This is a genomic window from Arthrobacter glycogeni (genome assembly GCF_054511155.1).
The window spans coordinates 1-12,364 of sequence record NZ_JBTNDE010000039.1 but is presented as its reverse complement, the minus strand read 5'-3'; the positions used below and the strand labels follow the sequence as shown (position 1 = coordinate 12,364).

The following is a 12,364-nucleotide window of genomic DNA, read 5'->3' as shown; positions in this document are numbered from 1 at the left end:
ACCACCTCTGCCACCGCCAACCGAACCGGCACCACCACCACCTCTGCCACCGCCAACCGAACCGGCACCACCACCACCTCTGCCACCGCCAACCGAACCGGCACCACCACCACCTCTGCCACCGCCAACCGAACCGGCACCACCACCGATTGGTTGAGGCCCGTGAAGCGTTTCGCGGCTCCATCCAGCGGGTCTGCAGCCGGTTGGGTGTTACACGGCGAGACAGGCTTCCGTAATGGAAGCAGTGCCGCCATGTCGGAAGTAAGGTTTTTCCTTGAATTACAGTTGGTGTGTCTCAAAAAGCTGTTAATTTACGAGTGGGCTCATAGCTGGGGTTTTATCCGGATCGAGGTTGCTAGGAGTGGCTTGGTTTCGATGCTCGTTCCCATCTCGACCGGGAACTGCTCCGGCGGTTTACCCACAGGTGGACGGCTTTTAGCTCTGTCCTTCGGGCTCCACCCGTCCACAGGTGGATGACCCACCAGATCGCTCCAAAGCGCGTTGAAGTCCGGATCCGTGTCAGATTCGCGCGCAGCTTCTTGCAGTAGCAGCCGCCCTGTCGACTCCAGATGACGCCGCATGGCTGCACCCGCCGCGGAGGGGTTCCCCTGGTGGATGGCGTCAAGGATCGGCCGGTGTTCCTGGTACACATCCTCCAATGAGCGGGACCTCCGAATGGTGGAGATGCCGACCAGGCGGGTGGCATCGCGCAGATTCTCGATGATCCGAGTGACATGCGCGTTGCCCGCGAGGTCCAGCAGCAGCGCATGGAACCGCTGGTCATGCACGAGGAAGGCGGCTTCGTCTCCGACCGTGAACGACACCCGCATCGCCTCGAGCTCCGCCTCCAAGGCCCCCCGGTCGGACTCCTGCGCCCGAATGGCCGCACGTTCTGCGGCTGGAACCTCCAGGGCGAGGCGGACGGCGGTGATCTCGGTCAGCTCCCGCGCGCTAGGAAGGACCACACGGAAGCCCCGGTTACGCTCGAACGCCACCATTCCTGTTTCCGCCAACCGGAGCAGGGCATCCCGGACCGGGCTGCGGGAGACACCCAGCTCATCAGCCAACCGGTATACCGAGTACAGCTTGCCGGGTACCAGCCTGCCGTTCCGAATGCCCTCACGCACCGCGTCGATGGTGCGGTCGGTGAGGGTGGGTGGACGCATCCGGTGATCGCCGGTATCGCTGGATGATTGTGACATGACTCCAAGATTAGTCTGCGGAGGCGCTGGACACCCTGGAGTAACATGTTACTCATGGCAACGTCACTTACAGCCCCCACTTCCTTTGTATCCGAACTTCAGTCCCGTGGTGTCGCGGATGCTCGGGCGGATGCAACTTCTCGAGCGGCCTATTCCAGCGACGCGTCCCTGTACCGGGTGCAGCCGGCGGCGGTGGTCTTTCCGCGACACCTGGACGAAGTCCTCACCACGCTCGAGGTCTGCCGTGAACGTGGTGTCCCTTTTACGCCGCGCGGTGCTGGTACCTCGATCGCCGGCAATGCGATCGGGCCCGGTGTTGTTATCGACTTCAGCCGCCACCTGAATAAGGTCATGGAGTTTGACGTCGAGGCGCGCACCGCCGTCGTTGAGCCCGGGGCGGTCCACGCCACCTTGCAGAAGGTGGCGCTGGCCAATGGTTTGCGGTTTGGTCCCGATCCTTCCACCCATAACCGGTGCACAGTGGGCGGGATGATCGGCAATAACGCCTGCGGCTCCCGTGCGCTTGCCTATGGGCGCACCGCGGATAACGTGACCCACCTCGACGTGGTCACCGGCTCGGGCACGCGGCTTCACTTGGACGCGGACGGCACGCCGTCCTCCCCGGAAACCGATGCGCTGCGCTTATTGGTGAAGTCAGAATTGGGTACCATCCGCACAGAGCTCGGGAGGTTCGGTCGACAGGTCTCTGGCTATTCGTTGGAGCATCTGCTGCCTGAGCGTGGGTTCGACCTGCGCCGGATGCTGGTAGGCACCGAAGGCACACTGGCCGTCGTCCTTGAGGCGGGTGTGCGGCTGGTGGCCGACGCGCCTTACAAGACGCTGGTGGTGCTCGGTTTCGAGAACATTGGGGCCGCCGGCGACGCCGTACCCGCCGTGCTGCCCTTCAAACCCACTGCGTGCGAAGGGTTAGATTCACGCATCGTCGAAGTGGTCCGCACCCGCAAGGGTCCTCAGGCCGTGCCTGAACTCCCTGGCGGCGCCGCCTGGCTGTTCGTCGAGATCTCCGGAGATGATGCCCTGGAAGTTGCCGACCGGGCGGCACGGGTCAGTCGCATCGAAGCTGCCCGGCACTGCCGGATCGTCGGGGATTCCCGTCAGGCGGCCGCACTGTGGCGGATCCGCGAGGACGGCGGAGGGCTTGCAGGCCGATCACCCGCCGGGGCGCCGGCGCATGCCGGCTGGGAGGACGCGGCAGTTCCGCCGGAAATGCTGGGCGACTATCTCCGCGATTTCGATGACCTCCTGCTCACTCACAGCCTGACCGGGTTCCCGTTCGGACATTTCGGGGACGGTTGTGTGCATGTCCGCCTCGATTTCCCGTTCCACCGCGAGGACGGCACCGCAGCTTTCCGTGCGTTCCTTACCGACGCCGCCGCCCTGGTGGCGCGCTACGGCGGGTCGCTCTCGGGCGAGCACGGCGATGGCCGGGCACGCAGCGAGCTCCTGCCGTTCATGTATTCTCCAGCGGCTATCTCACTGTTCGGAAAGGTCAAGGGCATCCTCGATCCGGACAATATCCTCAACCCGGGAGTACTGGTGGATCCGGAACCGCTGGACGCGAACGTCCGGGCTGCAGAGGCGGGTCCGCTGCGTTCGGGACTAGGTTTCGGATACCTGCACGACGCCGGCGACTTCAGCCAGGCAGTTCACCGCTGTACCGGTGTGGGCCAGTGCCGCGCAGCTCACACCGACAACCAGACAGTGATGTGTCCGTCCTACATCGCGACGCGTGAGGAGAAGGACTCCACCCGGGGCCGGGCCAGGGTGTTGCAGGAAATGATCAACGGCAGCGTCACCGGCGGCGCCGTCGATGGTGTGAAAAACAGTGCCCCGAACTGGCGGGCGCCCGAGGTACACGATGCCTTGGACCTCTGTCTGTCCTGCAAGGGCTGTGCGTCGGATTGCCCCACCGGCATTGACATGGCAGCCTATAAGGCCGAGGTGCTGCACCAAAGCTATAAGGGCCGGATTCGGCCGGCGTCTCATTATTCGCTGGGTTGGTTGCCCCGCTGGGCAGGTTTCGCAGCGTACGCACCGCGGCTGGTGAATGCTCTGGTACGGCTGCCCGGGGCCCGCCAGTTAGGTCTCAGGTTTGCCGGCGTGGATCAGCGCCGGAACATTCCCGCATTCGCGCCGCAGACGTTTCACGGCTGGTTCAAAGCGCGCCAGGCCGCCGCGGCGTCCGTGGCCCGCCCGCCGGTGCTGCTATGGGCGGATTCGTTCACCAACAATTTCTCGCCCGAGGTAGGAAAAGCCGCAGTGCGGGTGCTGGAAGCCGCCGGGTACGAGGTACGGATTCCAGATGCGCCCGTGTGCTGCGGCCTGACGTGGATCTCTACCGGCCAGCTCGACGCTGCCCGGAAAATCCTGCGCACAAGTATCGACGTGTTAGGTAAATACGTTGAGGAGGGCATTCCGATCGTGGGGCTTGAGCCGTCCTGTACCGGTGTCCTGCGCTCAGATGCTCTCGAGCTGCTGGGTCGTGCGACAGCGGGTCAAGTCGCCAATGCCACCCACACGCTGGCAGAATTTCTCGCCAAGGCGCCCGGCTACACACCGCCGTCACTCGAGGGGACCACCGTCGTCGCGCAGCCACACTGCCACCACCACGCGGTAATGGGCTGGAGCCCCGACGCCGCGCTGCTTGAGGGAGCTGGCGCCACCTTGCAGAAACTCGGAGGGTGCTGCGGCCTCGCCGGAAACTTCGGGGTGGAACGCGGCCACTACGACATTTCGGTGGCGGTGGCCGAGCAACAACTCCTGCCGGCGGTGCGAGCAGCCGGCGATGACACCATCGTGCTGGCCGATGGCTATTCCTGCCGCACCCAGCTGGAGGACCTCAGTGACCGCCGCGGCATCCACCTCGCCCAGTTGCTGGACCCCGCGGCACCCAGAGACTAACCGCTGCGGCTCGCCGCTAGTCTTTTCTGAAGTGTGCCCCGAAACGGCAAAGGGAGGGGCCTACCACTGGTAGGCCCCTTCCTCGCATCCGGGTGGAGCTAAGCCGAAACGCTCCGGATCGGCGACGCGCTTGCCGCGAATGCGGAATCAAAGAACTCCTGCAGACGGTCGCAGAGGATCAGGAATTCCGGGTGGTCGCCGTACATGAAGTCGTTATGGCGTCCATCGATCGTGTACAGCGTCTTGGGCGATGACGCCGCCTCGTAGAGGGACATTGCCTCGTCGTAGGGGTGCAGCGTGTTGCGGGACCCGTGTCCGATGAACAGGGGCGACGGCGCTAGGTCCTGAACCGACTTCTCCACCTTCAGGTCAATGATGGACTCGGTGAACTGCACCCGCGTGGGGTGCCCAAAGCCGTACACCTGGGAGAGTTCCTTCCCCACATAGTCCTCAGTGGCGGGGTCCAGGGGGTAGTGGGCGAACGTGTCGGCCATCTTTGATTCGCCCTCAAGGACCCGCTGTGTGCGGTCTTCCTGAACTTGGTCAACGATGCGGGTCCACTCGTCGTACGTGTGGATCGACTTCAGCCACCTCTCGCCGTCGTAAAAGCCGTTCAGCGCAGCCACTCCCGCAACGTTGCGGGCCTTGCCGCCGGCGAGGACCACGTTCGCTGCTCCCATTCCCCAGCCGATCAGCCCAATCCGGTGATCGTCCACATCCTCCTGGGACTGCATAAACGTGATGGCGTTGCGGATGTCCTCAACCTGCTGCTCAATGAGGACGGTGCCCTTCGCGCCCTCGCTGTCCGCCATCCCGCGGTAGTCGAAGCCCAGGCAGATGTAGCCGCGCTTGGTCATGTTCTTGGCGAACATCTTCGGGTAGAACTCGTTGAAGCCCTGGTACCCGGAGTTGACGATCAATGCCGGATGCGGGCCAGTTGCCGGCAAGTCGTCCGGGTAATACAGGGTGGCCTTCAGGCGGCTTCCCTCACTGTAGAACGTAGTTTCCTTCTCAATCACTGTGTTTCCTTCTGTTTTTCGTGTGAAGCTTGGTGGGGATGGGGGTGGAACCTGATCAGCCGATCAGGCCCTCGCTCTCGAGCCATTCGTCGGCGACGTCGCGCGGCTCTTCGCCGTCGTTGTCAATCTTGCCGTTGAGCTCGGTGATGGTCTCGTTGGTCAGCGCTTCATTGATCGGCGCCATGATCTCGGCGATGGCGGGGTATTCGTCGAGGGTTTCCTGGCGGAGGGTCATCGCGCCCTGGTACTCGACGAAGAACGCCTGGTCATCTTCGAGGACTGTCAGTTCGTTGGAAACGATGCGGGCGTCCGTGGAGAACACTTCGCCGAAGCTGCATTCTTCGCCGATCTGGGTGTAGATCAGGTTCAGGTCCAGTTCAACAGTGCTGCTGAATTCGAAACCGTAGGCGGACTCCAGGCCGGGCAGCCCGTCGTCGCGGTTGATGAACTCACTGGCGGCGCAGACCACGCCGTCATCCGCGTTCGCCTGAATGTAGGCGGCCGCGTCGGTCATGGTGGTGAGGCTGTTTTCCTCGGCGAAGGCTGTGGGAACGGCAATGCGGTAGGTGTTTTCGAACGGTGCTGGCTCCAGCCAGGCAATATCGTTGGCGGCATCGCCTTCGACGACGGCGGCGTACAGGTCCTCGGGAGGGTTCTCCGTGGTGTTGCCGAGGATGTTGACCCAACCGGTACCGGTGTAGTCCCAGTACATGTCGACCTCCCCGGTTTCCAGTGCTTCTCGGACCGTGGCACTGCCGGAGATTCCCGTCTTGTCCTCGACCGTTGCACCGGCGTCTTCCAGGGCGGCTGCGGTGATCTGGGCCAGCAGGATGGATTCGGTGAATTCTTTGGAGCCGACGGACAGTTCGGCACCGGCGAGCTCACCGTCGGCGGCCGCACCACCACCGGCATCCCCGCCACCACAGGCGGTCAGCATGAGGACAAGGCCGGCACCAATGGCCGTGAGGGTTTTCGCCTGAGCGGATGTTGTGTTCATGGTTCCTCTTCTAGTGGTTGTGATGGTCTTACAGCCCTTTGGGGCGCAGGAAGTCTTCGGCGATACCGGCCAGGTAATCGATGAGCAGGGCCAGGACGGCGGTGAGGGCGGCCCCGACAAGTTGAATCAGGACCCGGTTGGTGGACAGCCCGGCCACGATGATGTCGCCCAGGCCGCCTGCGTTGATGTAGGTGGTGAGGGTGGCCGTGCCGACGTTAATGACTAGTGCGGTCCGCACCCCGGCCAGGATGATTGGTACGGACAGCGGGAGTTCCAGCCGCCGCAGCACCCCGAACTTCGAGATACCCATTCCCCGGCCGGCTTCCAACACGGATTCGTCTACTTGTTCCAAGCCCACCATGGTGTTCAGCAGCACCGGGATGATGGCGTACAGCACCAGGCCCACTACCGCTGCCTGGAAACCTAGGAACAAGAACGCCACGGCCAGCAGTACCAGCACCGCGATCGTCGGGACTGCCTGACCTAGCGTGAGGATGGTCAGCACATAGGGCCGGATCCGGCGGGTGAAGGGGCGGGTGAGCAGGACACCCAACGGCACAGCAACGATGAGGGTGAGCAGTGTCGACACAGCGGTCAACTGGATGTGTTCCCAGGTTGCGTTGCCCAGCGACGCTGCATTGAGCGAGCGGGCCTCAATGCTGTCCAACTCCTGCGTACTGACATACAGGTACAGGCCAAGGCACACCAGCGCAAGAATTACCGGCATGACCACATACCCCGCAAGAGAGCGGCGGCGGCCCCGCGAAGGGGTCCGGACGACGACGTCTTGGTCGCGTGCGTGGGTGGTCATGGCCGGTCACCGGCTCCCGCCGGCGTGCGTGCTGCGAGATCGGCGGCATTCTGGGCGGCCGAAGTGCTGCGCATGGTGCGGATTGCCTCGTTGATCCGGTGGATATCCACTACGCCCAGGTAGACGCCGTCGGAATCGACCACCAGGGTGACACTGTTTCGAGCGGCTACCAGTTCGTTGAGCGCGTCGTTCAAGGTCGCAGTGGGTTGAACCATGCCTTCAGCGGGAACGCCGATCCCATCAAGGGATGCACCGGAGGCTGATTGCAGATCCGCGGCGTCCGCCCAACAGAGGGGGCGGCCAGCACCGTCGAGAACTAGCACCGATTCCTGCTGAGCGCTGGCCAGCAAAGCCAGCGCCTGGGCAGCGTCGGCACCCACCGGAACGGTAGGCCAGGAGGACAACCCAATGTCGGCAACCCGGCTGAGGTTCAGCCGTTTCAGCGACGCCCCCTTGCCGATGAAGTCGGCGACGAACTGATTGGCAGGCGCGGTGAGGATCCGTTCAGGGGTGTCGTACTGGGCGATCCGCGACGCTTCCTGCAAGATCACGATGCGGTCCCCCATCTTGATGGCTTCATCAATGTCGTGGGTGACGAAGACGATGGTCTTGCGGACCTCCGACTGCAGGCGCAGGAACTCGTTCTGCAGTCGGTCGCGGGTGATGGGGTCGATCGCGCCGAACGGTTCGTCCATCAGCATCACATCGGGATCCGCGCCGAGTGCCCTTGCCACACCCACCCGCTGGCGCTGCCCGCCGGATAACTGCTTGGGGTACCGGTCGCGGTACTCGGCAGGTGACATGTTGACCATCTCAAGCAACTCATCCACCCGGGCAGCGACCCGCTTACTGTCCCAGCCAAGCAGCTTGGGCACGGTGGCAATGTTCTCGCCGATCGTCATGTGCGGAAACAGGCCCACCTGCTGGATCACGTAACCGATCCGGCGCCGGAGGGTGTCCGGATCCGCGGTGGTAACATCTTCGCCGTCGAGAATGATACGGCCGGAGGTCGGTTCGATGATCCGGTTGATCGTTTTCATGGTGGTGGTCTTACCGCAGCCGGACGGGCCGACCAGCACCACGATTTCGCCCTCGTAGATATCGAGGGTGAGGTTGTCGACAGCGTTCTGCGTCTGGCCGGGGAACCGCTTGGTGAGGTTCTCCAACCGGATCATGACCTTGCGGGGCGGCTGGGTGGTGGTGGGTGAACTGATCATCGGATTCCTTGGGAGGTTGTGAGCCTGCGGATGACGTAGAACAAGACATCGGACAGTACGGCGAGAACAATGATGCCGAGGGTGCCGGCAAGGACGAGGTTGACGGCCACCGGCGTGCCCACGCGGGCCAGGCCCGTGAAAATCATCTCGCCGTAGCCGGGGCCGAGAACGATCGAGCCGATGGCCGCGATGCCGAGCAGCACCAGGGAAGTCACGCGGACACCCGTGATGATCACCGGCCATGCCAGGGGCAGTTCGATCCGCAGCAACTGCTGCCTGCGGTTCATGCCCATGCCGCTGGCGGATTCGACAATCGCCGGATCCACTTCCCGGAGCCCGGTGATGGTGTTGCGGATGATCGGCAGTAGCCCATACATGGTCAGCGCAACCACCACCGGCATGGCCCCGAGGCCGAGCGGGCCGATCAGTAGGATGAAGAGCGCGAAGGAAGGGACGGTCAGGAATGCGCCGGCGACGGCGAGCACCGCCTCGCGCGGCCGTGGACGCCGGTAGGTGGCGATGCCCACTCCCACACCAATGACGGTGGCCAGCAGCACCGAGACGCCGACGACGGCGGCGTGCCCCAGACCGAGTTCGAGCATGTCATCGCTGCGGTTGACGAGGAATTCGAAGAAATTCATTCAGTTCACCCCTCCAGTGGCTCCGGGGGTCATGGAGGGATGGCCGACAGCCGGTCCGATGCCGCCGCTGCCGACGGCGCATGCGTGCTGGCGGGTCAAGTTGATGGATAGGGGAAGGGTCATGAAAGCACGAGCTTCCTGGGATTGTCGGAGGCGCTGGCCTGCAGCCAGCTGTGGTCGAGGCCCTGAGAAGCCAGCCGGTCAATGAGTTCCCTCAGGGCCTGCGGGGGCTGGGGGCTGTTCGGCTGACCGGCGTCGGAGGAGAGAATCAGGCGATTACCGGCGGCGCGGGCCACCTCGGCCAGCAGCGCTTCGGTCATCTCCGGCTGATGCCAGAGCTGGTAAGCCGTGATTTCGACGTAAGCGCCGCGTTCGGCCAGCCCGGCGATTTCCGCTACGCTCATCGCCGGAACGGTATAGGACGGGTGCGTGAGCAGGAACCGGGTGATTCCCCGCTTCCCGGCCTCGTCGAAGAGCCACCAACATTCGGCAGCGCTGAGATGTCCCGTGCACAGGACGGCGTCGAAGTCGGCAATCAGATCCAGAACCAGATAGATGTTCCTCAGCTGCTCGTCGTCGGTAGCCAGCACCGGAGGCGTGGAAAGAGTGGAGCGGTTCAGCCGAGGTTGAAGGTCACTTAACCTGGGCAGCCCAGCACTTTCCTGGGTATGCGCATCAGCGGTAGGAAACCAGATGACACGACCTCCGCTGTGGAGGGTCGCAGCAACAGCTGCCGGATTGATGCCACCGGCCGGCCGGTTAAGTACGATGCCGCCGACGACGTCGAGTCCCGACGTGCGTGCCAGCGTCTTCGCCCGTCCGACGGTCGATTCCTGGTGCCCCTTGAGCACAAACCCGCTGAAACCATCGGCGGCGTACTGGGCGCAGATCTGGTCGTCATAGCCGATGCGATCGATGACGTCCGGCGCGGCATGGACGTGAACATCAAACATCAGCCGATAACCTTCCGCCTGCCGGCACCGCTCCGGGCGGGGTCAATCCACTCTGATTTCTTCCCAGGTTCATGCGGACGACTCTAAGAGCGAAGTGTGAGCTACGCAACACTGTGATGCAAAATATGCAACCACAAGTTTATCCTGTCCCACAGCACACTTCCAATGGTCCGTCTCGGGCCCCGGAACCGGAGTTGCGATTTATGCACCGGCAATTGCGGCTACAGCATCCGGCATGAATAGTGGTGCACACGATTACCGGAGTAAGGTTCACTCCGCGAACCAGGTGGGTTATCCCGCCCAAGAAGGGGATTTTGCCAGTGAATATAGCTGCTGAGGATGGGACCATCAAGAGCGACAGGTTGAAGGTCAGGCTGCTGCAGACCGATCCCACGCTGGGCGACGTCGACGGTAACCTGCGGGAGATCGACTCGTTGATTGCAGCCGCCACGGACAGCGATCTGGTAGTGCTCCCCGAACTGGCAACCCACGGTTACCACCTGAGTGAAGTACCTGACGCGATGCCGCTGCAGCCCACAGATCAGCGCCTGCTGGGCTTAGGCAGGCATGGCCCGGCAGCCGTGGTGGGCTTCGCCGAAGCCTTCCGCCACCACACCTTCAACAGCGCGGCCCTAGTGAGCGACGGTGAGGCCCGGATCCAGCGAAAGATGTTCCTGCCCACCTACCGCGGATGGGAAGAGCGCAAGCATTTCCGCCCCGGCGGACAGTTGCATTGCGAGGACCTACTGAACACCCGCCTGTCGGTGCTGATCTGTAACGATGCCTGGCAACCCGCCATTCCCTGGCTCGCCGCTCATGCGGGCGCCGAGGTTTTGGTGGTGCCCGTCAACAGCGCAACGAGCCACGTCGGCGTACCGACAGAGCGGGCCTGGGAGATTCTTCTGCTGCACGCTGCAGTGGTACTGCAGTCCTTCGTGGTCTTCGTCAACCGGTGCGGAGAGGAAAACCAGCGGGACTTCTGGGGCGGCTCGCGCGTCATCCACCCCTCCGGTGAAGTTCTCGGCCAGCTAGGATCCGACCCCGGCCAGCTAGATGTCGAACTCGATCTGGGCGAACTGCGGCTACTGCGACGCCAGTGGCCACTCCTCCAGGAGTCCCGGGCCGACCTTATTGCCCGCGAAGCCGGCAGGCTCGCAGCGGACGACCTCTGAGAAGCATGCAATCGTTGTAAGCTCAAATTAGGATTACGGATTGCGCACCTACAGTTGCAAATATCACATCTGGATCCTAGAGTTTGCGTCATGAGCACGGGGCAGAAGCAAAGCGGGGCAGCCAAGATTATGGCCGTGTTGGAGGTGCTCGGTACGGCGGATGCAGTGTCATACCCCCACGGAATGACCGTTTCCGAGGTCTCCCGAGCGTTGGGCCGCGACAAATCGATCGTGTCCCGGCAGTTGAAAAGCCTGCTCGAGTCAGGACTGGTATCGCGGGATCCCACCGGCTGTTTTGAACTGAGCTGGAGGTTGTACGCGCTAGCATCCCGCGCCGGCGACCAGCACCTAGCCAAAAAAGCCGGCCCAGTAATGCGCAAACTCACCGATCACGTCCGAGAACGCACCCACCTCACAGTCCTCAGCGACGGCGAAGTACTAACCGTGCGATCTGAAAGCTCACGCCGATCCATCGAAACCCAAGGCTGGGTGGGACGGACCATCCCGGTAGGCCGCAGCTCAAGCGGGATGGCACTGCTGATGGACCACGACGACGACCAGATCCTCGAGATCGCACAGACATCGGACGCCAACCCGTCACAAAGCCAGGCAACGGCCTTCCTAGAAGAAATAAAGCGGTCCCGACAACGGCAATACTCTGTGGCAAACCGGATCTTCGACCCCGAGATCATCGGCATTGGCACTCCGGTACGAGACTTCTCCGGCAGGATAATCGCCGCGCTAAACATCTCCGGCCCCGCGCCGCGGATCGAAGACCACATACACCTCTTCGGCTCGCACCTAGTTGCTGCTGCCGGAAGCCTACGGCAACCGCTTCCAGCAGCCACATCGATCTGATCGACGCACCTACCGCCGGGAAGCGTCGCCACTTCAGGAGATGGCGGGTGAATCTGGTTAGTTTTGCGCAGCCAGGGTTTTGTTTTGCCACGGCGGGGTGACGAGGAGAAACATTATTGCCCCATTTATGGCGGCTGCCGCGAAGATGGTGTTCACGTGTGTCGGGACTGGTGTGCCGTTGTACATGGTGACGCCGACCGCAATCAGTGCGACCGCGAGAACAATCAATGCCACTGCATTCTGCCGCCGCAAGCCGACCATCAGCAAAAGGGATGGAACGATATACCAGATCATGCTTGCCGTGCCCATCGAATTTATCTGGCTGATGATGTCTGCAGTCCCCGGTATGGCAGCAACCAAAGACCGATAAAACATTGAAGCGCAGTGTAGGACCAGTCCCATGAGACCCACTGCGGCCAGGGCCAAGTCCAGCGCAGTCAATCGTGTTGCAGCCCTGCTCGACGGAAGTCCTGGAATCAATAACCGCGAGAGCAGCATCAGTAGGAGAACCAAGGCGAGGGCCACCATAAATCCAGTAGACATATCCACACACTACAAGGACTATTACGCCC

12 protein-coding genes are annotated in these 12,364 nt (G+C 62.8%); 3 read left to right on the top strand and 9 right to left on the bottom strand.

The genetic code is table 11. From position 1 onward, the window contains the following. A partial coding sequence (locus ACX80O_RS16435) for a hypothetical protein (protein ID WP_459334137.1) occupies nucleotides 1-254 on the bottom strand: 254 nt, incomplete at its 3' end. A 69-nt stretch (nucleotides 255-323) separates the two neighbouring features. Continuing rightward, nucleotides 324-1,202 (bottom strand): GntR family transcriptional regulator, encoded by an 879-nt coding sequence (locus ACX80O_RS16430; RefSeq protein WP_459334136.1) that lies wholly within the window; start codon nucleotides 1,200-1,202, stop codon nucleotides 324-326. 54 nt (nucleotides 1,203-1,256) lie between these two features. Here ACX80O_RS16430 and ACX80O_RS16425 point away from each other — a divergent pair, with 54 nt between their 5' ends. Beyond that, the gene (locus tag ACX80O_RS16425) at nucleotides 1,257-4,124 is read left to right on the top strand and encodes an FAD-binding and (Fe-S)-binding domain-containing protein (RefSeq protein WP_459334135.1); all 2,868 of its coding nucleotides are present in this window, start codon (nucleotides 1,257-1,259) and stop codon (nucleotides 4,122-4,124) included. 98 nt (nucleotides 4,125-4,222) lie between these two features. Here ACX80O_RS16425 and ACX80O_RS16420 read toward each other — a convergent pair whose 3' ends face one another. From ACX80O_RS16420 to ACX80O_RS16395, 6 genes are all read right to left on the bottom strand, one after another. Then, nucleotides 4,223-5,143 (bottom strand): alpha/beta hydrolase, encoded by a 921-nt coding sequence (locus ACX80O_RS16420; RefSeq protein WP_459334134.1) that lies wholly within the window; start codon nucleotides 5,141-5,143, stop codon nucleotides 4,223-4,225. 55 nt (nucleotides 5,144-5,198) lie between these two features. Beyond that, nucleotides 5,199-6,140, bottom strand: coding sequence for an ABC transporter substrate-binding protein (locus ACX80O_RS16415; protein ID WP_459334133.1), 942 nt, complete (start codon nucleotides 6,138-6,140; stop codon nucleotides 5,199-5,201). A gap of 28 nt (nucleotides 6,141-6,168) precedes the next feature. Beyond that, on the bottom strand, nucleotides 6,169-6,951 hold the full coding sequence (locus ACX80O_RS16410) for an ABC transporter permease (protein ID WP_459334132.1): 783 nt from the start codon (nucleotides 6,949-6,951) through the stop codon (nucleotides 6,169-6,171). After that, nucleotides 6,948-8,168, bottom strand: coding sequence for an ABC transporter ATP-binding protein (locus ACX80O_RS16405; RefSeq protein ID WP_459334131.1), 1,221 nt, complete (start codon nucleotides 8,166-8,168; stop codon nucleotides 6,948-6,950). The genes ACX80O_RS16410 and ACX80O_RS16405 overlap by 4 nt, the downstream gene beginning before the upstream one ends. Beyond that, nucleotides 8,165-8,809, bottom strand: a complete 645-nt coding sequence (locus ACX80O_RS16400; protein ID WP_459307643.1) for an ABC transporter permease — start codon at nucleotides 8,807-8,809, stop codon at nucleotides 8,165-8,167. Before ACX80O_RS16400 ends, ACX80O_RS16405 begins: the two co-directional genes overlap by 4 nt. Before the next feature lie 119 nt (nucleotides 8,810-8,928). Then, complete coding sequence (locus tag ACX80O_RS16395; RefSeq protein WP_459334130.1) at nucleotides 8,929-9,762, bottom strand: DUF6282 family protein; 834 nt, start codon at nucleotides 9,760-9,762, stop codon at nucleotides 8,929-8,931. A 320-nt stretch (nucleotides 9,763-10,082) separates the two neighbouring features. Between ACX80O_RS16395 and ACX80O_RS16390 the strand changes: the two genes are divergently transcribed. Continuing rightward, the gene (locus ACX80O_RS16390) at nucleotides 10,083-10,934 is read left to right on the top strand and encodes a carbon-nitrogen hydrolase family protein (RefSeq protein ID WP_459334129.1); all 852 of its coding nucleotides are present in this window, start codon (nucleotides 10,083-10,085) and stop codon (nucleotides 10,932-10,934) included. A 90-nt stretch (nucleotides 10,935-11,024) separates the two neighbouring features. Continuing rightward, complete coding sequence (locus ACX80O_RS16385) at nucleotides 11,025-11,792, top strand: IclR family transcriptional regulator (protein WP_459334128.1); 768 nt, start codon at nucleotides 11,025-11,027, stop codon at nucleotides 11,790-11,792. A gap of 57 nt (nucleotides 11,793-11,849) precedes the next feature. Here ACX80O_RS16385 and ACX80O_RS16380 read toward each other — a convergent pair whose 3' ends face one another. Then, a complete protein-coding gene (locus tag ACX80O_RS16380) occupies nucleotides 11,850-12,335 on the bottom strand; it encodes a hypothetical protein (RefSeq protein ID WP_459334127.1) in 486 nt (161 codons plus the stop codon). Nucleotides 12,336-12,364: the final 29 nt, after the last annotated feature.